We start from the raw sequence: 23867 nt of genomic DNA, 5'->3' as shown, positions 1-23867 counted from the left end.
ATCAATCATAAAAGCACTTACCGTTAGCCCTGATCAATCGTATGTCACTAGTTTTCCGTCGGTTCCTATCCTTCTTTAGATTACCGACGCAGAGTATTTGGATACTGGTGGGGCTGGTATCCTGGACGGTTCCACTAGGCAACTACGTTTGGCTCGGCGACCGATACTTTTCCGATTGGCGGATATTCCTCATCGCTTCTGCGAATTCCTACACCGTCTGTACGATCTTATTGGCGCTACAAACGGCTATCATTCAGCGTATCACGAAGCAGTATCCCGAGTTATCACAAACCCCTTTACGAATGGTGCTCGAGTTTCCGGTTTTCTTCGTCCTGACGATAGCTACCTCGGTTGCCTCTTATGTTGTTTACCGCTTCATCCCCTTTTTCGATTTTGAGGCTTCTTCCACCAGTCAGATCATTATATTCTGGATTGGGGCGGGGTCAAATATTATTTCCCTATGCATATACGAGCTTTACTATACCCTCACCAAATGGCGGGAAAACAGCATAGCCACCGAAACGTATAAGCAGCAGGCCCTATTAAACCAGCTTAACGTCTTAAAAACGCAGGTTAATCCTCACTTCCTCTTCAACAGTCTCAACTCACTGATTGCACTGATTGGCGAAAACCCACAACAGGCCGAGCGATTTGCGGAAGAACTGAGTGTAGTATACCGGTATATTCTTCGGGCTAATGAGCAGGATTTGACCCAGCTTGACTCGGAACTAGATTTCATCCACGCCTACGCGCACCTGCTTAACACTCGTTATGGCAGCGCCTTTCGATTGGTCACCCAAATTAATCCTCAGTATAATACGTATAAAATTCCCTCGCTGACGTTGCAGCTGCTGGTCGAGAATGCGGTTAAACACAATGTGGTGATGAGCAAAAAACCGTTAACGGTTGAGATCCGAACGGATGAAGGGGCCAATCTGCATGTGATCAATAATCTTCAGCGCAAAAAACAGGGTATCCTTTCTAACGGCGTGGGGTTAACCAATATCGTGACCAAATACCAGATGCTGGGGCAGCCGCCGCCAACGATACGGGAAGAAGCCGGGCTCTTTAGGGTTGCTTTGCCGCTAATTCCGGCTTAGTTTCTTTGGCTGTGCTGGCTAGTTTAGCAAACGCATACTTCAACAGGGCATTTATTTTTCTGTGATCCATGAAACAGTGGGCTAGATTTGACAGGTACGATATCCTGATTTACTTACTTAATTACCCGGCTGTCTATATCGCCAACTATGTCATATTCGGGTCTCTATATTTCCAGGAAAAGTCGCTTTTCGTGCCCACAACATTGATCGGTAATATTTGTGGGGTATTTGTTTTTGTGACATTGACCCTATGGATGAAATACATGCGGTTTTGTTACGGAGCGCCTGACCAGTTTGGCCAGCGGCTGTTATATTCGATGTTAGGCTATGTCGTGGTTATGATGGCTACGCTATTGACCATTTACTGGATGTATGACCAGTTGGGCTACCCCTATAAGCCTGAAACAATCCCCTGGGTGCTGATGATTGGCTTTGTCACTAATGTTACCTCGGCGGGGTGTCACGAGTCCATCTTTACCTATAACCAGCTCCGCAGAAGCACAGAGCGTGAATTTGAGCTAAAACGGCTCCATATGCAGCAACAAATGGATGTGTTGAAACAGCAGGTCAATCCGCATTTTTTGTTCAACAGCCTAAACTCGTTGATTGCCTTAATCGGTGAAAACCCTAAGCAGGCCGAAACCTTTGCTGAGGAGCTAAGTTCGGTGTACCGTTACGTACTTCGGGCCAATGAACACGACTTAACCGATCTGGATACGGAGTTAGCGTTCATTCATTCGTATACTCACCTACTCAAAACCAGATATGGCAACGGATTTCGGCTTGTTACCCAGATAGATCCGCAGTTCAGGCGCTATCAACTCCCCTCACTAACACTTCAACTACTGGTTGAAAACGCGGTTAAACATAACGTCGTCATGGCTAGTAAACCTTTGACAGTCGAGATTCGTACCGATGGATTGGCCAATCTGCACGTGCAGAATAACCTTCAACAGAAAAAACAGGGCGTACTGTCAAATGGGGTGGGATTAGGCAATATCATGGCCAAGTATAAAATGCTGGGCCAACCTGACCCTTCGGTGCGCGAAGAAGCTGGACAATTTGTTGTAGCCCTCCCTTTAATTCCGGCCTAAGCTAAAGACGTTGCTACATATCAGATCATCGTTTAAAATAGTCAATTCAGGACGTGTTTTTCCGGTTTGAGTGGAAACTCGCTTGGTACGGTGCATAGGTGGTATTTACCTTAGGATTCAATTAAGGAGCTCGTATGCTTCCAAATACTATGAACGTCCTGATTGTTGAAGATGAGGAGTTAGCGGCCCTCCGACTATCCAAGCTATTAGCCGAAATTGACCCCCAACTACGGGTGATTGATACGCTTCCCAGTGTAGGAACGGCAGTGGCTTATCTGCAAACCAACCCCGAGCTTGACCTTATCTTCATGGATATTGAGCTGGCCGATGGGCAGAGCTTTGAAATATTTGAGCAAACGAGTGTTTCTGCTCCTGTTATCTTCATTACGTCCTACGACGAATACGCCATAAAAGCCTTTAAGGTCAACAGTGTAGATTACTTGCTGAAACCCATTAAACAACCTGAACTGGCAGCCAGTCTGCAAAAGTATAACCAGCTTAACCGCCAGTCAGCACAAGCGCCTGTTCAGGTGGTAGCCATCGATGCGTTGGTACATCAGTTGCGACAGCAAACCCAATCATCAGCATACCGGCGTCGGTTTCTGGTTAAGTACTTAACGCAATGGTTGCCAATCGAAGTAAGCGACATTGCTTATTTTCAAGCCGAAGAGGGGGTTACCTTGTTTCGCACGTTTAAGGGCCAAAAGTTTACGATTGATTACAAGCTCGACGAGTTAGAGGGTATGCTTAATCCCGATCTGTTTTTCCGGGCTAACCGGCAATTTTTGACGAGCGTTAATGCGATTCAGCAGATTCATTCGTACTTCAATCATAAACTCAAATTAACGCTTCACCCCGTACCATCGAGCGAAGTATTAGTGAGTCGAGAACGGGCCACCGACTTCAAGAAATGGATGGGCAGATGAGACCGTAGCGAATCGGCTAATGGATAAACTTTAAAGGCAGGGTCACAGGTCGCTAAAAGGACTGAATATAAACCGACAAGCGAGACGTTACAGGTATGTGATAGCAGCAACTATAATTATGCCTCATCAGTGATTGTAAGTTTTACCGGTAGCCAATCCGTTTCCCGCTCAAACATAATGTGTAGTAGGGATATGAATCGTAAAGTGGTTGATCATATATAGCCCCCTCGTGTTGTAGGCTTTTGAATCGAAACGTTTGGTGTCTTAGCGTACATCTATTTAGAACTCATGTGACGAATCATGATTGCATACGTATTCCAAAGTGAGCGTCTTGTCCTGATTCATGTCGGACGTTTTTCTTAACGGTTTTAATCGCTAGTGACAAAAAATTCAGTTACTACTGATAACTGCCCTTTTTGTGAACGACCACCAATGAACTAGTATATATAAATGACCTAACATAAGTTACAATTTAAAATAGATTCGTTAGCTAGCTATTGACGCATCAACTTAAAGAGGTTAACAGGAATATAAAGCGGCCCTTTCCACCGCATTTCGCGAAGCACATCCAGCCGCTTCAAGCTACACAAATTTCGATTGCTTAGCTCATAAGCTATACATGAACAAAATACGGTGAATCATACTAGGCGGGCTAATCCTTTTACGGATACCAGCGCGCTACAGCGTTCAAACCACAAAGCCGCCATGATATTGGCTGTTCGGGCACCCCAGTCGAATCCACCTAGGATGGCTTTTTGAATGCCCAGTGCATCCATCAGCGCAATAATATCCTGGGCTTGAGCTGACTGCTAGCCATTTCTAGGGGTTTTTTCGGACAGAAAACGCGTTGGTCCGTGATCGCGCAGGTGAGACATAATGACTCGGTTGCCTTTTGATATCAGTAATGGGGCGACAGCGGCAAAACTATACAGGCTATAGGGCCAGCCAGGAGTAAAATAACGGGTTGACCCTGGGCGGGGCCGACGTCCGCATAGCCAATAGTCAGCGCTCCGGCGTCAATCTGTTTGATGGGATCAATTCCGTCAGAGCCTACTTGGGCTTGGTTGTCCATAGGGGCTGCGGGTTGTGCCTCGACCAACGGTAGCGAAACTAGGTGGCTGACAGCGATCAAGGCGGTGGTTAATCCTAAAAATTTTCGGCGATTCAGTTAAGGTTTCATTTCCATGCTGAGCGGTTGCTGGAAAGAGTTAAAAAACGAGTCCCTCTCCCCAGTGGCTCAAAAAGTTACCCCCATGCCTCCGTATCAGAATCAACCTGGCCTTCAGTCATTGTTACCCCAGAAGCGGCCATTTTTAGAGGCCAATCGGCAGGACGCTTCGCCGAAACAGGGGCAATTAACAATTCGCCCGCTTACGCCCCTTGATGCATCATCCGCTCCCGGTGCTGTTTACCCCAGTTGATCATCTCCAGAATAATACTACCAAATGATTGACAATAGTCTGTCGAGGTATATTCCACCCCAACCGGCGTTGTCGGAATCACCGTTCGGCGAATTAACCCATTGGCTTCCATCTCTTTCAATTCCCGGGACAGCATCCGGGTGGTAATGCCGGGAATACTTCGTTCGATTTCGCGGAAACGTCTGTTGCCGTTACAAATCGAATTGATAATGGGCAGCTTCCATTTGCCCCCAATCACATAAATCGTATCCTGTAAGGCCTGTACTTCCTGGCGCTGATTGCGGGGATTGGCTAGCCCCTCATTCACTATTTTTACTGGCTTATCAACCTGCATCGCTGGTATACTTGGTTATACTGGTAACAAAGTTATACCAATTCCGCTATACTTTTGTTCCGATCAACTTAAATGGTAAGAGTATGAATACGCTAACAGGAAAAATAGCGCTGGTAACGGGGGGCAATAGTGGCATTGGCTATGCGGCAGCTAAGGAATTAAAGGCTCAGGGAGCCGAGGTACTTATTACAGGCAGACGAAAAGAGGCCGTTGAGCTAGCTGCTAATGAATTAGGCGTAACGGGTCATGTAGCGGATCAAGGTCAGTTGGCCGCGATAGACGAGCTGGCCGCTTTTGTAAAGGGTACCTACGGAAAACTCGATATTCTGTTTATCAACGCCGGGATTGTGGGGGGAGCCAGCATTGAACAGGCAACTGAAGAAGCGTTTGACACGGTCATGAGCGTCAATTTTAAGGGGGCTTATTTCACGTTGAGCAAATTTATTCCCTTGCTCCATGAGGGAGCATCGGTCGTCTTTTTAGCCTCGAATACGGCCAGCATGGATGGGGCCAACTCATCGGTTTATTCCTCCAGCAAGGCGGCTTTAAATTCTATCATGCGGATCGCTGCGGTCGAACTGGCTCCCCGTCATATCCGGGTAAACAGCATCAGTCCTGGACCAACCCAAACCGAGATTATGAAAAAAGCCGGCTACAGTGATGAGCAATTACTCCAGTTGAATGATTGGATGATTGATCGCGTCCCGCTTAAGAAACTTGGCCAAGCGGAGGATGTGGGTAAACTGGTGGCTTATTTCAGCAGCGATTCCGCCCGGTTTATCACTGGCGCCGAACTAGTTATGGATGGTGGCATGAGCTTAAAGTATTAGTCCCTAAGAAGTCGGAAAACCGGAGCGCGATTCTACATCCACTCCGGTTTGTTATTTTAGGAATATCTTGGTAGTCGCGTGTCTTATCCGAGAATCAAGGGAGGTTTAATTGGAAGATTTTTATAAATTTCACACATTATATAACCTGATCTGAGTAGGGAGATTACACAAATAATTTAATAAGTTAAATCACCCTTTTCGTGATCGCTCAGGTTTATGGATGGTTCAATCCACTCCGTAGCCTGTATTTTTCCTTTGTACTCGTTTCACGGAGCGGCTTCTACCAAGCTAGCCTGCACGCAGGCGCTACCACCCGCCAGGTCTTCCTTAGCGATCGTGTACGGAAGCAGTCAACGAGGGCCGCCCTACAGGGGCACCCCATCAACCCGAGATTCAATAACCTCCTGCACGCGGACCCCCACCTTCGATAAGAGGTCATAGCCCGTCTGCTGCTCGATCGCATCGACACTCACCCGGTAAGCTGACCAGGCCTGCTCGCCGACCGCATTGGTGTTGGGCATCCACACCGCAATCACCCGGGTCGGGGCACTGATGCGGTTCACATCATCCGATCCCGCTGGCAAGACAACAATCACTTTCCACAGAGCCGCCGGCACGGTTAACTGACCATTGGCCAGGCTGGTCGTTTTCCCCTTATCCCCTTCGCCCCCCTGGCCCCAGGTGCCGGCCACGATGTAGAGTTCATGGCCCGTGGCCAGCAAACCCCGGCTGTAGTCTTCCAGATTTTTCCACGACAGACGGTTATGCTGCGGAGCCTGGGGAACAATGTTGGTCAGCAGAAACGTCGTCTGGTTCTCCTCGGCGGTCGCATCCCGATCATCCGAAGGGCACAGGTGCCCCCGGTCAAAACCCGAGTTGGTATAATCGGTATGGCGCGCCTGAAACCAGCTGGCGGGCAAGTCCGGATCGGGTATGAAGTTGCCACTGTAGCGCGTAGCCGATCCTTTCCAGGTGTTGCTCAAGTGCCAGCTGCACCAGTTGGCAATACCGGTGGCTTGGTTGTAGGACAAGCTGTAGGTTGACCGACGGATCAGGTAGGCCTGGGGACTGGTCTGGCTTGGCCTGGCCCCATCGGGATGGCCCAGGGCCAGGTTATCGTCCCGGGTCGGGATCGTCGATGGCGCATCGGGGCCGTCGGGTGACTGACACTGACTGAAGGTCAGCAGCCAGAGCAGAGCGATGCGCAGGGGGCGGGTTATCAAGGGACGTTGAGCTCGCAAACAGACGGTATACTCGGGATGAATTGGCCGCGAACTTAGTCTTTTTTTAGGACTTCACGACCGGCAGGGGGACCATTGGTCTACCCAGCCTTCGGCGTCAAGGGAAGGGGTAGAGATTGATAAAGGGTTTTTCCTGGGGTAAAGGCGTCCGGTCAACGTCGGTTATATGGCCCTAATCTGTAAATTTAGGCCATGAACCCCCGTATTCGCCTCCAGGACTTGGAGGCCGCCCCCTACAAAGAGCTGATTCAGCAACTAGCCCACCAATGGAGCTGGGCTGACCGACCAGCGGCTGGATTGACCGACCAGGATTACATCACCAGCCTGAGAAGATTGCTACTGACTACGCAAAGTCAACCGCGCACCGTAACCATTGTGAAAGCCGTCCTCAAACAGGCCGTCAACTTGGATAAGACCTCGGCCTGGGTCGAGCAGGAGCTGAAGTTTGAAGGCATGCTCAACGAAGTGGACCGGGCTGACTTTCTCTTACTCGACTTGCAACAGGCCGAGCAGGTCGATGACCCGCTCCTGGATACCTACAACGAACGCATCAGGCGCTTCGTGATCGATGGCGACTAAACTACTTACCGTATAATACGGATTACAGTTGACCGAGGGTAAACTCAGCGCATCGGGTCACGATCCAAATCGGAGGTTCTCGTGAACGATTCGGCGTGGGGCAGTATGGGGCGTACTCGTCAAGCCCGTCCTACCCCGTCACCTTCATACAGTCGACCTTTTCTGAACGGTAGGCCCGTCAGCAAAAGATGGCCTAAAAGGGAGTGTTCAGCGAGGTTTAGCCAGGCACAACCAAACGACAGCAGATCACTACTGCGGCGCAGCCGGTGCCGTGCCCGCCCAAGACGGAATATCGCGCAGGAGGGGAGTAGACATGATCCCTTGGGAAAGCCAGAAACGACCGCTTACGCCTCGCTGACCAGCAGCCGGGCCTTGGCGCAGCCCTAACGGCTTTTTGTAGGCCGTCACCCCGCCCAGAGGCGGTAAATACCGGGCGGCCTGGAGCCGGGCCGCTAAGCGTTTTGACGCCGTATGCCCCTTGATATATCGCTCCATCACCAAAGCGGCGATGGGCGAGGCCACATCACCCCCCCAACCGGCGTTTTCCACAAACACCGCGACGGCAATCGTGGGCTGGTTCATCGGCGCAAAGCCTAAAAAGATAGAGTGGTCGAACTTGGCCCCGTGTCGGGCGTTCTGGGAGGTACCCGTTTTGCCACAAATATCGAGTCCCCCCAGATTGGCCGATTTGGCACTGCCGCTCACCACGGCCCGACGCATCCCGTCAATAACGGGTAGGTAGTAGGGACGATCAATGCCGGTAGCCTGATGCACCCGGTACTGGCCAGGCAGCTGGTGACCTACCTGGTCAACACCTCGGAGGTAGTGAGGGGTGATAAACCAGCCCCGATTGGCAATCGCAGCGGCGAGATTAGCCAGCTTCAAGGGCGTGATCAGCAGTTCCCCCTCCCCAATACTTAACGAGGCTACGTACGAAAACTTCCAGCGATTGGCTCCCTTATACATCTTATCATAATACGACACGTCGGGCAGATTGCCCCGCCGCTCGCTGGGCAGATCAACGCCCAGCCTTTGCCCAATGCCAAATTTTTCAACCCGCTCGTGCCATTTAGCCAGCCCGACGGCCGAGGCTTTAAAGGTATTGGTTTCGGCGTTGTTATAAAGCATTCGGCGAAACACCTGATAGAAGTAAGGGTTACACGAATTCCCGATGGCGCCCCGCAAGCTGTTGCCGCCCCGGCAGTGACAGCGCATGGGCGAACCGGCATGACCGTACACGGTACCCGGCAACAGGCTCCCGTCCTGTTGGGCCACCAGGGCCTGGATCAGTTTAAAAGTGGAGCCCGGTCGGTAACTAGCCATGATGGGTCGGTTAAAGAGGGGTTTGTAGGGGTTCTTGGCCAACGCCCCATAGTGAGCCGCCAGGTTGGGGGCCGCCAACCAATCCGGATCGAAGGAAGGCGCCGAAACGGAGACGAGTATCTCACCGGTCGCCGGTTGGATGGCCACAATGGCGCCCACTTTATGGCTCATCAGGCTATCGGCAAATCGCTGCAAGTCCGAATCAATGGTGGTGATCAGGTTGTGGCCCGTTACGGCCAGGGTATCGTAGGCGCCATTTTTCCAGGCGCCTTTGGGCACCCCGTGCACATCCTGCATCACAAACTTAACGCCCCGGTGCCCCCGCAGTTGTTCTTCGTAATAAGCCTCTAATCCGGTCTGGCCAATAGCGTTTCCCGGCCGATAGTAGGGGTTGGGTTGCTCATCGAGCTTCTGCCGGGTAATCTCGCTGACATAGCCCAGCACATTGGCCAGGGTGTGGCCCGGGTAGGTTCGAACGGAACTGATCTGGGCCTGAAAGCCCCCATAGTCGACCAGGGCGTCCTGCAGATGGGCAAAGTCCTTTTTGGCTAGTCGTCGCAGAAAAAGCGAGGGTTTCACCCTGGAGTACTGCTTAGCGGCGCCCATCAAGCTGTCAAAGGTGGGTCTGGTCAGCTTCATCAGCTGGCAGAAGGCCGTGGTATCGGCGATGGTCACTTTATTGGGTGTCACGTAGAGATCATAAACCGTTTCGTTATCGACCAGTAGTTTCTGGTTCCGATCAACGATTTTCCCCCGGTAGGGAATCTCATAAACTCGATTGATGGAGTTCTTGGCAGCGCCCAGGGAATAGGTATCATCCCAAACCTGGATATAAAACAAGCGAGCCAGATACAGCAGGCCCACGCTACAAAAGAGACCAATTACCACCCACTTACGATCCTCCAACATAATTGACTAAGCTTACCTGCTCACGTTGTTCACAGGGACAAAGGTAGGGCCCTTTGCGACTGATTACGTTTGCCAGAGAGTAAAATCAGCGCACCGGGTCACGATCTAAATCGGAGGTATAAATGAACAATTTCCAGCTGAAGTTGATAGTAACACAACTCATTCATTGATAGCAAAATAACGAATTCATTAAATAGCATTCGCTACCATATTATTGGACGAAAACTGCCAGTTGAGTAGGGGAGGGCTGTACGCAAATAAACATACACGTGAAGTAAGGGAAACGCTACTCAACCTGAACTATGGTGCGTTAAAAAAATGGTACATAAACCTTCACGACTTGAAAATTCTCGTCTTAAACAAACGCTCTATTCGTGCGATGGCTATCTATACTGCTTTAGGAAAATGACGGCGACGGCACGGTACACCGTCGCGGGACCGTGAATTATCCGCCCGGCGATCTGGTCCCTTTCCGCATAATAACCGCTGTCGTAGCCAGTCGACAACCGATCACAGGTCGTCAGGAAGTCATTAGCGGCATCAAACCTCAGCTTTTCTGGAGCTGGTTGAGGGAGGAGTTGATCAGATACGCCTTCCATACTGGAAACAGTCAGTAGTAGAGACTACGAAAAAGCCCCATAGGTAAGACCGATGGGGCTGAAATAACGTAACATATACAAAACGTCTGTCTAAGCGGTTCATTGTGTAGCTCGAAACAGGATAGGCCTTATTTTGCACTTTATTTCCACTAGTATTGCCGCGACCAAAGCGGGCCACCGTGCAGCTAGCAAATAGTCGCGCTACGGTGGCCCGCTTTGGTAGCGGCAATTGGTTACGAAGAAAAACCCAGCCTAACCCATCACACCCACTTGTTGCAAAAGGCCAATCGTATCCATAATGATCCGGCTTTCGGAAAATAAGTTGTTTTTAACCACATCAATTACCACGCCCCAAACCTCAACTCGTTTATGGGTTGCCGGTATGCCCATAAATTCACCCTGGTGGGTGCCCGTCCAGGTAAACCGAGTAACCACCGTATCCCCTTCGGCAATTTGCTCGTGCACCGTCCAGTTCATGTCGGGAAATCCGATAAACATGGAATTGAGGGCAAATTTCAACCCTTCCCGGCCAGGCCCCTGACCAGGAAAGGGCAGCTGTTCAATAAAATCTTCGGCGACCAGTTTATCCGCTGCCGCCAAATTTTTCTGATTGATGACTTCCTCAATAAAGGAAGTCATAAACTGTTTGTTTTCTTCCAGACTCATGATAATGATATTGTTAATTGCTTTTGATAGGTCGAAATACAGGGCAAACAATCAGGATCGTATAACCCGAATCGCTTATCGCTCTTTACCCATCAATGGATAGTCATCCCATCAACTGGATTGATCAGTTAACTTGTATCGGCTCCAGACCATACTGCTTCATGATGGACAAAATCTGATGCCGATCAGGCTGGCCGCCGGCATTAATCACGGCTGCTAGTTCGCGAAAGTAAGCCGGGCCGATGCTGGCCGGAGATAACGCACATAGAACGCGCGCCGTTTGGGTATGCGCATTGGTAAATCCATGAGTAAGGCCGCGCTTAATAAATAACGTATCACCCGGATTTAACTGGCGGGTTTCTGTATTGTACAGCATAGTCAACTTTCCTTCCAGGACGTAGAGCGTTTCATCGACTTCTACATGAAAGTGTGGCGCTGGTACTTTAGCGTTTGGCGGGATAAGCATTTCAAACATAACCAGACTACCCTCGGTATCCTGGCCATCCACTAAGAAATTCAACTGTAAACCGCCAATGGTAATCTGTTCTTTAAAGGAGGGAAACATATCACTAAATTTTTAATTGACCAGTTTTCAACTGGTTAAAAACCGATCACACCTCCGATTGATTGCGGACAAAAAGGGGGCTAAACACGGCTTTGCAAGTCTACAGGAAGAGCGGTGGAGTCAGGTGGAGAATTGTTCCAAAAAGGTGGACTATTGTTCGGATTGAACCGAAAGACGGAATTTAGCGGGTGAAACGCCGTATTCTTCGGAAAATACCCGACTAAAATATGTATGGTCCTCAAAACCCACGGCATAGACGACTTGTCCTATTACATCATCGTTGGGGCACCCACCGGCTAAGTTAGTGATCGCCAACGTAGACGAATTTGATCCGTCACAGTAAGTAGCGAGTGTATTGTATTTTGCTACAACTCAGGAGCATGGCCAGTTAAACTATCCCCAAGGATTTTACCCAAGATCGATTACTAACCCAAGTAGACCATGAGCTACGAAAAGTAGTAAAAATAACGTGTCGTTTTTTTACTAGACACCCGTATTTCGTCGTGTCGAAAGAGCTTCCCCAATCAGACCGACACAAAAAAAGTAGTTGACCTGATGGCCGCTGAGGTCGGGCAATTAATTACTTTGTCCCATAACCAGCAGTTCGACAAAAAGCGATTCGTTTGATTCCGTTACCTTTACCAAGTTGTCAGTACCCGCTGATTACTGTTAAACCTATTATTGATTACATCTGCTTACTAATTTATGTCGGCTTACAAGTACGTCCTGCTCGTCTATCTAGTAAAGCTGGCAAGCCTAAACTTAGGATATGGTCAACAGGTAGTACCACACCTGGTGCGTCAGTTCAGTAATATAGCCGGTGTTAACCTGAACGTAAACGGGATGCAGGCGGATGGGCGGGGTGGGCTGTGGCTGGCTACTGAAGATGGCGTAGCCCGCTTCGATGGGCAGCAATTTCAATCTTTTCATGATCCTGTTCGAAAAGAGGGAGACTATTATTACCAAATTACGCCGGTTTCCAAGGGTCGAATGTGGCTCAAAATGGAATCGGGCACCTCCCTGTCTTACGTTGACGTGGCCCGGCAGTGCATCGTTCGGTTGCCCGACACGAGCAAACTGGTCCGGAAATATTTAGTCAAGTACGGCAGCCATTACCTGTTCGCCGACGAGCAGGCCAATCTATGGATCGGGTTGAGACATCATGGTCTGCTGAAATATAACCCCCAAACGGGCGCCATTACCCACGTGGTTGATCGGCAGCTGGATGTGCGGGGCATCACCCAGGACAGGCAGGGCATCCTGTATTTTACAACCACCGCATCCGGGTTGTTCATCTATAATCCGCTAACGGCACGGCTCCGCAACCTGCGGTCCAACCCGCAGGATAAAAACTCGCTGAGCACCGATTCGACACACGGTGTACACGTCCAAAAAAATGGCCATATCCTGATTGGGATGACCAATGAGGTAAACCTGTTTAAGCCCACCGCCAACACGGTTCAGCGACTTCGGTTGAGTGCCGTACGATCAACCAACCTGCTGAATCATGCTCATGCGCCTGAAATGTTCCCCGATCAGCAGGATAATCTGTATTTTACGGTGGGAACCGGCACGTTTTGTTACACCGCTACTGATTCCATTCGGCGGGTGGTGCTGGCCGAGCCTACTGAATATGTTGAAAGTGTGTACGTAAGCCCTGCCAACCGACTATGGGTCAGCGCGAACGGGAAGCTCTACGAGTATGATCTACGGAAGGCGCAGATAGACGCTTCGTTGATTATTCTGAGCGTGGACATCAACGGAATCCGGTTGGAAAATAATGCGTCGGCTACCCGCAACTTACGGTATGATTCCCTGGGCCACCCGACCCTCACCCTGGCCGAAAACGACCGATTTAACATCATCTTCGCCCCATTAGCCAGTCGCCAGCCGATTTACAACCGCTGGCGACTGGACGGCTACGAAAAATCGTGGCGAGTCACCGAGAATGCCGAAGGGGCCGCCAGCTATCAGTTACCGGCAGACCAGTATACGTTGCTTGTCAACCGAACGCTAAGCAACGGTAGCTGGAGTTCCGATATATTAACGCTGCCGGTCGTGGTGATCCCACCGTTCTGGAAAACAAATCCCTTTCGGCTATTCATCCTCTCCCTGGTCGGCGGGTTAAGTTACTACATAATCCGGACGCGGGTGCGTCGGCGGCAACTGCGGCAACAACTGGAACGTGAACAGCAAGAAGCGGCTGCCCTGCGCCAACTGGATGAACTTAAAACCCATTTTTTTGCCAACATCTCCCACGAATTTCGCACCCCGCTCACGGTTATCCTGGGCATGGCGACCGAACTGAAAAACTATGATCAGATGGACCCGCAGTGGGTACAGCAGTCGGGTAGTATGATTGAACGCAATGGGACACGGCTGCTGAAGCTCATCAATCAAATTCTGGATCTGGCCAAAATCGGAGCCGGCCAAATGAATCTGCATCCTGTCCAGGTTAATTTGGTCGCCTTTACCCGGTACGTATGTGAGTCGTTCCACTCGCTGGCCAGCGCGAATCAGATTCAGCTGCATTTTCTTACGCAAGAAGAGAGCTGTGCAGTGGACGTTGATCAGGATAAACTTCAGGACATCCTGGTCAACCTGCTCGCGAATGCCCTGAAGTTTACAACAGCCGGGGGGCGTGTCCGGGTGCAGTTGACCGAGCGTGATGGCTGGCAATCGTTCGGGTCTCGGGGGTACCATGAGGAGGTAGTGCCCCCGGCCGGACAAAACGACCCTTGGGTGCATATTAGCATCAGTGATACCGGCCCCGGTATTGATCCGGCCAGCTTACCCCGAATTTTTGACCGCTTTTACCAATTAGACAATCAGCCCGATGGCTACGGCAGTACCGGCATCGGCCTAGCGCTGGTTCGGGAGTTAGTGGTGCTGATGCAGGGAGGACTTTCCGTTCGGAGTGAGCCGGGCCAGGGAACCGAGTTTATTGTCAGCCTGCCCCTACTAAGACAGGCAACGCTGACCGAAGCGGCCCTCCCTTATTCGCCGGCTAAGATGAACCAAGGCCAACTCATTAAGCCGATAGAGCCCGATCAGACGGAGCAGGTGATCACCCCAGACCGACCGAGACTACTGCTGGTAGAAGACAGTGATGATGTAGTGAACTACATTCGCCACTGCGTTGGTACCACTTACGACCTCATACGGGCCGAGAACGGACAGACAGGTATTGATAGGGCCCTGGCCGAAACGCCGGATCTGATTCTAAGCGATGTAATGATGCCGCTGAAAGACGGGTTTACCCTGTGCCGCACCCTGAAGCAGGAAGAACGGACCAGCCACATCCCCATTGTGCTGCTCACGGCCCGGGCCGCCACAGGCGACCGCATTACGGGCCTGCAGTACGGAGCGGATGCCTATCTGGTGAAGCCGTTTCAGCGGCAGGAACTCCTGGTGGTACTGGCAAACCTGCTCCAGTCCCGGCGTACCCTGCAGCACTACTACAAACAGCTGGCCCTTGGCATTACCCCGAGCGGCTCACCAGCCGACTTAGCGGGTGAGCCGCTCGAAGACCAATTTCTTCAAAAACTGCGGGCGTGCATTGAGGAGCAACTGGAGAATCCTGACTTGTCCATCGACCAGATCTGTCAGTTGATGGGCATGAGCAGGACAACGCTCCACCTGAAATTGACCGCCCTGACGGGAATGCCCATTTCCCTGTATGTCCGGCTACTTCGGCTCAATAAGGCACAGGCATTGCTAACGACTAGCAGCCTGACCATTGCCGAGGTAGCTTACGCCGTTGGCTTCAATGACCCGAAGTACTTTAGCCGTGTTTTTCAGGAAAAATACGGTAAGTCGCCCACTACTTACCGCCAATCGGCCCGGGCTGAACAATAGTCCACCTTTTCAGAACGGGAATCCACCTTTTCAGAACGGGAATCCACCTTTTCGGAACAATAGTCCACCCCGGTCTGTCGGCCCGGCGGTACGTTTGTAGACGTATATGGGGCCGCATGCGGCTCCCGTAGAAACGTCGTACAGACGATATACTGCCCGTTTATTACTCTCCTTTTTAAGTCTTATTTACTCATGCGTACTATGAATTTCACTACGCTTATTTGTCGCTTGTTGGTCTTTGCCCTGGCTAGCTTCACGCTACAGACCTGTTCTGTTCAGGACCATCTGGCACCGATTAATACTCAGGCGAAACTACAACAGCTCGCCGACAGCTTTTATCAGGCGCGGAATACAGAATGGGGAATCGAGAAAGGGGGCTTTTTACTGCGGACATCAAACGCGGCCGGAACGCACGTCGTTTCCAGCAACATTGACCCGGCTGCCCAGGAAAACTCCCATTTTCGCATTGCCAGCATTTCCAAAACCTTCACGGCGGCTGCCACCATGCGCCTGTATCAGGAAGGCCTTATCGATCTAGACACGCCGATTTCGAACTATCTGCCGGATGTACCCGCCTACGATGTGCCCAACAAAAAGCAGATCACCATCCGGCAATTGCTCCAACACCGGGCGGGTGTATTCGATGTAACTAATAACGACATACCCAAGAGCGTCAAACAGCCTTACGCGGGTATGCGCTACCATCAGTACGTAATGGATCTCCCCAATCAGTCCACTCACACCTTCACGCTCGATGAAATGATTAGTGTGGCGGCCATAAACAAGCTGTCCCATAATGCGCCGGATGCGACGTTCCACTACTCGAATACGGGCTACCACATATTGGCTAAAATTGTGGAACTGAAAAAGCAGATGCCTTTTACGGAGTACATTACGAAAACTTTTTTTCAGCCCCTCGGCCTGACCAATACCTATGGTGTCTACCTGGGAACTGACCAACGGATGAAAGATCCCTTCCTGTATTCTTACATGTATGAAGATGGTCAGAAACCCCTGGACACCTGGGATGCCAATATGTCGCCCTTCGTGGCTGACGGAAATATCGTATCCACACCCGCCGACGTTTCAACATGGATTGAAAAGCTCCTGACAGGCCAGGCGGGCATTTCGAAGGAATACGTCGAAAAGATGAAAGAAATGCTGGTAGCGGATACCGACCACGGGGTGTACGGGCTAGGGCTAACCTACAATGAGGGCATGGGTTTTGGCCACGATGGATTCCAGGCCAGCTATGCCTCCACGGCCCGCTACAATCCAGCCACAAAGACGACCGTCCTGGGACTGGCCACGTTCTTCAGAAACGGTACCCGAGACGATTTTCTGAAGGTGGCCCTGGGTGTGCAGCAGACCGCCCTAAAGGCCAGCCAGCTTGCCAATCAGTAGTGCCGGGCATGAACCTGCCGCTGGTAATTTTCGTGGTACCTCTTCCTCCTCCCTATGAAAACCTTTCCTCTTTTTTACTTAAATAATACCATGGCCCGGTTTAGCCGGTTACCGATTGGTACCGGCTGCCGGACTATGCTACGGTATGGCCTGAGCGTGCTGCTCACCGCTTCTCTGTCTGCCTGTACGGCCCTCCTGGACGATCACCGATTGCCGGATTCCAATAACCAAAGCCGGGTTCAACGGGCGGTAGACAGCGTTCGCGTGGCGATGGAAGACAGTCTGCAAAACTTGATTCCTTCGCTGAACGTGTTTATTCAAACACCCACCGAAACGTTCTTTGCCTCGTCGGTGCCACCGGGTAACACGCCTTTACCACAGATCGTCAACTTCCGGTTTGCCAGCAACACCAAAACCTTCACGTCTACGGCCATTCTGAAGATGGACCAGGACGGCTGGCTGGACTACAAGGCAAAAATAACCGACCTGATTCCAGGCACGCAGCTACCGTACGTACCTAATACGCCAGCCTGGAATATTCCCTACAAGAATAATATTACCATTGAGAAACTGCTGCAACACGTGGCGGGCATTTACGATGTCGATAATGACCCTGTGCCGGGCTACGGCGGGCAGTCCTACACGGCCTACACGCAGGCGGCTGACCCAACGCACCAGTTTACGGCGGAAGAATTGATAAGCCAGCTAACTATCCACCAACTGGCTTATCATCCACCCAACAACCAATTCCACTATAGCAACACGGGCTACACTATGCTGGGCTACATCATTGCTCGGGTGTACTCCATCAAAAGCAACAGTAACAAAACCTACCAGGACTACCTGACCGATCACATCGTTGGCCCGGGTACCCGCGTTCCCCTGGACCTGCATTTTCCGGTCAAAGCCAGCGACACGGTGCTGCCCTTCCCCAGAATAGAAGGGATGGAACGGCTTCCGGGACAGACGATACTATATGGCGATTATAACATGAGTGCGCAGGTGGCCGAGGGCAATGGCTACGGATCGCCAGCTTCACTCAACGCCTTTGTCCGTTCGCTAATGAAAGGCCGGAACGTGCTGACCGAATCGACCGTGAAATTGATGCAAAGCGACATTGGCGACTCGTCTCATGATCAATACCGGCTGGGCTGCATTCTGATTCCCAACATGGGCTACGGACACAACGGGGAGCGAACGGGTTATCTCTCGCTTATGGCGTATGATCCGTTGACGGATGTATCGGTCGTTGCCTACATCAGCGTGATTGATAAGACGCAGGGCGTGGATCCCAAGACAGGGCACGTGGACGGCCATGAATCGTACCTAAAGTGCTTTAAGGCGGTGTACTACGCAGCCTGGGCGGCCAGAGCGGCCTTAGGCTACCCGGCAGGCCCTCGCTAACAACAATGGATTAACCACTTCTTAAATTAATTATCACCTCGTTTAAGCCAAAGAGTGCCATGGAATTACAAGACACCCTCAACCAATTAAGTAGAAGAAAATGGCTGCGTGATGCCGCCCTTGCCGCCACCAGTATTGCTGTAGCGCCCTCAATGCTGACCAGTTGTACTGACCACCGCATCCCGCCCGATGGAGGGCTGGGTAGCTCGGAGGACTTAGATCTGTATAAAAATGCGAAACAGAATCTAATTAATATGAAGAGTTTTTATGAGACACTCTACAGTCGGAATAGGCAATACGCAATTGATATGTATCTCCAAATAAAAGGTGGCAAAGAGCCTCCTACTGATTGGCAGAATATTCTCATCGATGTCTTTGTTAAAATAGGGGTGGCTCTCTTAGAGATAGCGTTGGAAGAAATACCCTTTGCTGGGGCGGCAATTGGAATCGCGTATGAGGAAATAGACAAGTGGGAAAATGATAAGCGCGGTGTAGATCATAATGTAGAAACTACAATTGGTACTTTTTTGGAAAATATGAAAGATCAATTTGAAAGAGTTGATAATAAGCTAATTGATCTGACGCCGAACCCAGACAATGACTACAAAGCAATAAGAGAATTATTCAAGGATGGAAAAGTCATTCATTTCAAACAGGTGCCTTACAGCCTCAATGACCTGGGGAAAAAAGATGCCTTCCCTGGTGATTACTCAAAAGCTCTAACTGCTGCAGAAATTAAGTTTAAAAAATCTTTCTGGGAATCTATTATAAAAGAAGCGGGCCAAATGGTTGGTTATGGTCTTGGCGCCTGGGAGGCTCGTACTTATGGAGATGATGGTACCGCTTATGCTACAGCGCTAGCGAAGCTTTATAGTATTAATGAGTCCAGAAATAGTTACATAAGAGGTTATTATGGTACGGCGGACCTTTACCATTATTATCGATGGGTATTTGAATTCGACGGTAAGGAGATATCGGATGAAGTTGCAGCAATATTATTTAAAGACGATGCGGTGGGCCACATCATTAACCAGGATGCTTTTTTCTTTCGCGACGAAGTTCACAAACAACTTCACGCGAAAAAACCTGAATTTTTTGTGAATAGTGGTGGTATACAGTACACATATTATGATATGGCTGATCCAAAAGTCCATGGCTTCCACTACAAAGATGATTCATTTTTGCCATACGACTGGAACTTTGACTTTAAAGGCTACATAAACAAATAAAGGTATTGCAACGTCGTAATGGAGATGGTAACCATCACAGCCCTTTATCCTAGCCTTGCACAATTAACGGGCTGTTACAGCCGGGCGGCCCGTACCCAACGAAGTCGATAATATGCTGGGGGAGTAGAGGTTCTGAAATCTCTGCTCCCCCAACACGATTTGTCCCCAGACAGATCGGCCAGAACGATAGTAGCTTGCCCGGATGCTTTCGGCGCCGTTTATTACTTGCCCGCCCCTCTCAACCCAGCACCAGCAGACAATCAACGCGATCAAGTACCTGCAAGTCAATCGAAAGCGTTTACCATTCGTCGGAAACAATAGCATGGACTTTTTACGGAAACATTGGTTTGATTTGGGTGCTGGTATTGGTCTACTGACTAGTCTTTGGGTCTGTAGAGAGTTTGTCCATCTGACGACGTATCAGGTGGTTATGTGGGTTAGTTTGCTGAGTCTGTTCGCGCATCAGGTGGAGGAGTATCGATTAGTGGGTACGTTTCCGGGCATGGTCAATAAGGTCATGTACCGAAGCCCAATGCCGGATCGGTATCCATTAAATACCAATACGGCGCTATACATCAATGCGTTCGTTGGCTGGGGGACGTATTTCCTGGCGGCCTGGTTGGCCGAAAAAGCCGTCTGGTTAGGCATGGCCACGATCCTGGTCTCCCTAGGCAATACGGTGGCGCATACCTTCGTGTTCAATATCAAAGGCAGAACCTTTTACAATGCAGGCATGGCCACGAGCTGGCTATTGTTTGTCCCCATTAGTTATTCTTTTTTTACGCTCATCAACCGCCATCACTTGGCTACCATGAGCGATTATCTGCTTGGTATCCTCTTAGGATTATTTTTAAATGTGGTCGGTATCCTGAAACCCATTGACTGGCTTAAAGATCCTGATACAGACTATAGTTTCCCCCAACGGTGTTTATTGCCGGCTGATCGAAAAGCGCTTTGAATAAGTCTGAAAACACATACGTCTGGTGCTCGCCTGTGAACAATATTAACGCGACATAAGTCCGTTACGGTCTATTTTACTCACTCCCACGATTTTAAACTGCTTCGGGATGTCAGCTTGTACGACATTTCTATTTGCACAGGCGGAAATCGGATGCAAATCCTTCGTTTTGGCAAACTACCGACAATCAGCAAAAGTGGACCGTTCGGCGGCCCAGATCAAATTTCTTTTGCGCAATTCTATGTGTAGTTATTAAAATAAGCCCTAGATACTATACAGCGAATGCAGCTCCTACTTGTGCTAGGCTTAAACTTGTTCAACCCGTTCACATAAAAATCTTTTGTTTTTGGCTCTATGCCACAACTCATTAATCGGTTAATTGCCCCTATTTGCCAATTTCCTCCTCTCACCACATGCCAGGATTACGCCATTCTGTTATCGCTGCCCTATTCACGCTAGGCGTTCACACCGGTTCTTTCAGTCAGCATCGTTCTGATTTACAAGGCGAAGTAGAAGTCGGTAACTTTTTCTCTTCCGAATCGGCCACTCCCTTCTGGCTACGGACCAACCAATATGGTATTGTTCCCAATCAGGCACCAACTGGTCTTTTTCAGGCTGCCGTCTGGAAATCATATGCCAGGCCAGACTCTAGCCACCTACGAAAATTTAGCTGGGGACTTAAGGTGAATCCGGTACTTACTTATGACAAGAAGAATAAATTAAATGTATTGGTACCGGAAGCCTATGGTAAAGTCAGGTTCAAAGCTATTGAACTTTTTATTGGGCGTCGGCGACGGGTAATTGGTTTTGGCGACACAACCCTATCGTCGGGCTTCTATGCGGTTTCGGGAAATTCGCTTCCCATTCCGAAACTACAGATTGGCACCATTGGCTATGCACCGCTTCATTTCACAAATGACTTCCTGTCAGTCAATGCGGGCTTTGCCCACGGCTGGTTCGACATGCCTGAGATTCAAGGCGCTCGTCTCCATCAGAAGTATCTTTACCTGCGCCTGGGTAAACCAGCTTCCTCCTTTAAAGTCTATGCAGGCGTCAATCATCAGGTCCAATGGGCGGGTCATGCGAATTATCTGAAACAACGACCTGACATCGCCGATGCGAATGGCTATTTTCCATCCGACTGGCGTTTTTATAAATATGTGGTGTTCTCCTACACCCCCAAAGACTGGAGTACCGTAACAGGCTACTCGTATTTTGACTCTTATCGGGTCGGTAATAGTGTGGGCAGTATTGATTTCGGAGCTGAGTTCACCACAAAAGGTCATCAATTGATGACCTATTATCAGCATGCCTACGAGGACGTATCGGGTCTTGTCTTCTTAAATATGCCGGATGGACTTTGGGGGCTCAGTTATACACCTAATCCAGAACACCGGGCAACTTTTCGCGTCAATCGGCTGACGCTAGAGTTTCTGACGACGAAAGATCAAACAGCCCCTACGTTTATTATTCCAGGAAGCCACTTTCAGGGGGGTGACAATTATTACAACCACAGTCAGTATACGGAAGGATGGTCCTATCTGGGCCGAACAATAGGCACCCCATTTATTGCTCCCGGTCAGGATTATGACCAGAAATTCGCCTTGCCAATTCAGCAATTTTTCCCCAATAATCGCGTGAACATGTGGTATGTAGGGATACAGGCGTCTTACCGAAAAGCGACGATTGTCGTCCGTACCTCCTACAGTAAAAATTACGGAACTTTCAGGGACCCACCGGTAAACACAGTATACCCGACTCAACTTTCGGGTTGATCTCAGCCCAGATTCCACTCTCGCGCTGAAATAACCTAGGGCTTGTCGCCAAATTGTCGGTAGATAACGGCGGGCTATACACCAATGCCGTCGGGGGTTACATTGGGCTAAAAAAGAGTTGGTGATCATCGCATACAGGGCGATTGGAACGTATACGTTTCTCAAAGAATCACCGTGTTCATCACTTGCGCAGCCTGTATGTCAGGCGGTGGATTTTTGTCGATCGCCTAAAAGCCTGGCGTGAATAGACAATTTTCGCACGTTAGGATAGTTTTTTGTTCCTTAGACTTACCCGTTTTTATTGGCCCCTATTAATCCATGTTCATTGAAAAGGTAGCAAATTTAAGTTTGGTGTGCAATCCTACGCTGCCTAGTACGTGCATTTTGGCATACGTATAGGGGAATAGGCGAGTGGCGTCTATAATTGGCCTATTTGGACAACTGGTAATTATTATTCGCCTCTTTGTCTTGTCCTGAATTTATTCGGACCTTTTTTTGAACGGGTTTGATATCTTACGACGACTAGTTCAATTAATAAGAATAATTGGCCTTTTTATGAACGAAAACTAATGAACTGGATTATAAAATAAGCCAATATCAGTTTCGTCTTAAACCCAGTTAATTGCTTGGCTATTGACGCAACAGATTGAAGAGGTTAACGTCGATAAAATGAGGGAATACATTTACTAATTTTTAATTATTTTCCTTCGCATAGACTTTAAAATTTATCATAAAAATTTAGTCGAGCTAGCTAAGCGAATAAGGCATTCTCACTTTTCTTATCATCCGTAATTTTATGCTTCATGACAAGAGAAACACTGGTTCCCTCGTGATTATCAAAATGAATCTGTGCCCCTAAATCGTCGCTTAACCCTTTCATCAGTTGAATACCCAATGAGTTTTGAGGGTTATAGACACCCTCGTTCCAGCCGATGCCATTGTCCTCGACCGTAAGCACCAGATTATTGCCCAACTGGTGAAGTTTTACCTGTATAACTCCCTTAAGGTTTCCCGGAAACGCATGTTTAAAGGCATTCGTTACACTTTCATTGATGATTAGGGCCAAAGGAACTGCCTGCGTACTGGGCATCTTTACCGAATCTATTTCCTGTACAATCCTGATTCGATCGGAGTGGTCAAAACTCTCAGCCAGAAAGAGCAGGAACTCCGCTAAATAGTTCTTCATATCGACGGTGGTAATGTCGTCGGATTGATAAAGCTTCTGGTGGATCAATGACATGGCGTAAATCCGATGCTGGCTCGTTTCTAGGGCCTTCAGTGCATCACTACCCAGGAACGAACCCTGACTTTCGAGCAGGCAGAATATCGTATGCAGATTATTTTTTACCCGGTGATGGACTTCTTTCAGTAACCATTCCTTCTCATCGAGTAAGTGTTCCAGCATCTGGTTTTTCTCCGTGATGATGGCATTCTTTTGTTCGATGGCCTGACTGTTCCGCCTGTTTTGCTGGTATTTCGAAAAGATCAACGCCGAACTGACCACTAAGAACAGGACGATGATGCCTGTCTTGTCCTAAAATAAGTTTACCATCACTTTAAGCAGATGGACCACTTATTTTTGCTTCGTACTCAGGCGCATGAGCTCAAGATGCGTCAGATGGTTGAAGAGATCAACCTGGGTCGACTGACCA

20 protein-coding genes are annotated in these 23867 nt (G+C 49.5%); 11 read left to right on the top strand and 9 right to left on the bottom strand.

What is annotated here, in order from left to right; translation table 11 throughout:
* Positions 1-41: 41 nt before the first annotated feature.
* The 3 genes from ACYVJM_RS27885 (at position 42) to ACYVJM_RS27875 (ending at position 3120) form a co-directional block, all read left to right on the top strand.
* Positions 42-1100 carry a sensor histidine kinase gene (locus tag ACYVJM_RS27885; RefSeq protein WP_461151510.1) on the top strand — a complete coding sequence of 353 codons (1059 nt, stop codon included), beginning with the start codon at positions 42-44 and terminating at the stop codon, positions 1098-1100.
* Positions 1101-1336: 236 nt separating this feature from the next.
* Positions 1337-2194 carry a sensor histidine kinase gene (locus tag ACYVJM_RS27880; protein WP_461151509.1) on the top strand — a complete coding sequence of 286 codons (858 nt, stop codon included), beginning with the start codon at positions 1337-1339 and terminating at the stop codon, positions 2192-2194.
* Between the two features lie 134 nt (positions 2195-2328).
* The gene (locus ACYVJM_RS27875) at positions 2329-3120 is read left to right on the top strand and encodes a LytR/AlgR family response regulator transcription factor (protein WP_461151508.1); all 792 of its coding nucleotides are present in this window, start codon (positions 2329-2331) and stop codon (positions 3118-3120) included.
* 638 nt (positions 3121-3758) lie between these two features.
* Here the strand turns inward: ACYVJM_RS27875 and ACYVJM_RS27870 are convergent.
* From ACYVJM_RS27870 to ACYVJM_RS27860, 3 genes are all read right to left on the bottom strand, one after another.
* Positions 3759-3896, bottom strand: coding sequence for an alpha/beta fold hydrolase (locus ACYVJM_RS27870; protein ID WP_461151507.1), 138 nt, complete (start codon positions 3894-3896; stop codon positions 3759-3761).
* A 122-nt stretch (positions 3897-4018) separates the two neighbouring features.
* Positions 4019-4192, bottom strand: a complete 174-nt coding sequence (locus ACYVJM_RS27865) for a hypothetical protein (RefSeq protein WP_461151506.1) — start codon at positions 4190-4192, stop codon at positions 4019-4021.
* Positions 4193-4491: 299 nt separating this feature from the next.
* Positions 4492-4875 (bottom strand): winged helix-turn-helix transcriptional regulator, encoded by a 384-nt coding sequence (locus ACYVJM_RS27860; protein WP_461151505.1) that lies wholly within the window; start codon positions 4873-4875, stop codon positions 4492-4494.
* A gap of 83 nt (positions 4876-4958) precedes the next feature.
* Between ACYVJM_RS27860 and ACYVJM_RS27855 the strand changes: the two genes are divergently transcribed.
* The gene (locus ACYVJM_RS27855; RefSeq protein ID WP_461151504.1) at positions 4959-5705 is read left to right on the top strand and encodes an SDR family oxidoreductase; all 747 of its coding nucleotides are present in this window, start codon (positions 4959-4961) and stop codon (positions 5703-5705) included.
* 365 nt (positions 5706-6070) lie between these two features.
* On the opposite strand, the gene ACYVJM_RS27850 is transcribed toward ACYVJM_RS27855, so the two are convergent.
* Positions 6071-6946: a DNA/RNA non-specific endonuclease gene (locus tag ACYVJM_RS27850; RefSeq protein ID WP_461151503.1), complete on the bottom strand. Its 876-nt coding sequence runs from the start codon at positions 6944-6946 to the stop codon at positions 6071-6073.
* Between the two features lie 192 nt (positions 6947-7138).
* Here ACYVJM_RS27850 and ACYVJM_RS27845 point away from each other — a divergent pair, with 192 nt between their 5' ends.
* Entirely contained in the window at positions 7139-7525 is a 387-nt protein-coding gene (locus ACYVJM_RS27845; RefSeq protein WP_461151502.1) for a hypothetical protein, read from the top strand.
* A 249-nt stretch (positions 7526-7774) separates the two neighbouring features.
* Here ACYVJM_RS27845 and ACYVJM_RS27840 read toward each other — a convergent pair whose 3' ends face one another.
* The 4 genes from ACYVJM_RS27840 to ACYVJM_RS27825 all read right to left on the bottom strand — a co-directional run bounded on the left by ACYVJM_RS27840 (position 7775) and on the right by ACYVJM_RS27825 (position 11902).
* Positions 7775-9757, bottom strand: a complete 1983-nt coding sequence (locus ACYVJM_RS27840; RefSeq protein ID WP_461151501.1) for a penicillin-binding transpeptidase domain-containing protein — start codon at positions 9755-9757, stop codon at positions 7775-7777.
* An 851-nt stretch (positions 9758-10608) separates the two neighbouring features.
* Positions 10609-11022, bottom strand: coding sequence for an ester cyclase (locus tag ACYVJM_RS27835; protein WP_461151500.1), 414 nt, complete (start codon positions 11020-11022; stop codon positions 10609-10611).
* Between the two features lie 124 nt (positions 11023-11146).
* The gene (locus ACYVJM_RS27830; RefSeq protein WP_461151499.1) at positions 11147-11587 is read right to left on the bottom strand and encodes a cupin domain-containing protein; all 441 of its coding nucleotides are present in this window, start codon (positions 11585-11587) and stop codon (positions 11147-11149) included.
* A 150-nt stretch (positions 11588-11737) separates the two neighbouring features.
* Positions 11738-11902, bottom strand: a complete 165-nt coding sequence (locus ACYVJM_RS27825) for a helix-turn-helix domain-containing protein (RefSeq protein WP_461151498.1) — start codon at positions 11900-11902, stop codon at positions 11738-11740.
* A 390-nt stretch (positions 11903-12292) separates the two neighbouring features.
* Between ACYVJM_RS27825 and ACYVJM_RS27820 the strand changes: the two genes are divergently transcribed.
* The 6 genes from ACYVJM_RS27820 (at position 12293) to ACYVJM_RS27795 (ending at position 22215) form a co-directional block, all read left to right on the top strand.
* Complete coding sequence (locus tag ACYVJM_RS27820) at positions 12293-15445, top strand: hybrid sensor histidine kinase/response regulator transcription factor (protein WP_461151497.1); 3153 nt, start codon at positions 12293-12295, stop codon at positions 15443-15445.
* 192 nt (positions 15446-15637) lie between these two features.
* A complete protein-coding gene (locus ACYVJM_RS27815; protein ID WP_461151496.1) occupies positions 15638-16849 on the top strand; it encodes a serine hydrolase domain-containing protein in 1212 nt (403 codons plus the stop codon).
* A 54-nt stretch (positions 16850-16903) separates the two neighbouring features.
* Positions 16904-18253, top strand: a complete 1350-nt coding sequence (locus ACYVJM_RS27810; RefSeq protein WP_461151495.1) for a serine hydrolase domain-containing protein — start codon at positions 16904-16906, stop codon at positions 18251-18253.
* 59 nt (positions 18254-18312) lie between these two features.
* Positions 18313-19482 carry a hypothetical protein gene (locus tag ACYVJM_RS27805; RefSeq protein ID WP_461151494.1) on the top strand — a complete coding sequence of 390 codons (1170 nt, stop codon included), beginning with the start codon at positions 18313-18315 and terminating at the stop codon, positions 19480-19482.
* A 322-nt stretch (positions 19483-19804) separates the two neighbouring features.
* Positions 19805-20440, top strand: a complete 636-nt coding sequence (locus ACYVJM_RS27800; RefSeq protein WP_461151493.1) for an HXXEE domain-containing protein — start codon at positions 19805-19807, stop codon at positions 20438-20440.
* Between the two features lie 413 nt (positions 20441-20853).
* Positions 20854-22215 (top strand): capsule assembly Wzi family protein, encoded by a 1362-nt coding sequence (locus ACYVJM_RS27795; RefSeq protein WP_461151492.1) that lies wholly within the window; start codon positions 20854-20856, stop codon positions 22213-22215.
* 751 nt (positions 22216-22966) lie between these two features.
* Here ACYVJM_RS27795 and ACYVJM_RS27790 read toward each other — a convergent pair.
* The gene (locus ACYVJM_RS27790; RefSeq protein WP_461151491.1) at positions 22967-23719 is read right to left on the bottom strand and encodes a sensor histidine kinase; all 753 of its coding nucleotides are present in this window, start codon (positions 23717-23719) and stop codon (positions 22967-22969) included.
* Between the last annotated feature and the right edge of the window lie 148 nt (positions 23720-23867).

It is taken from the genome of Spirosoma pulveris (assembly GCF_054781875.1).
The sequence above is the reverse complement of the archived record's forward strand: the minus strand, read 5'-3'. Positions and strand labels throughout refer to the sequence as shown.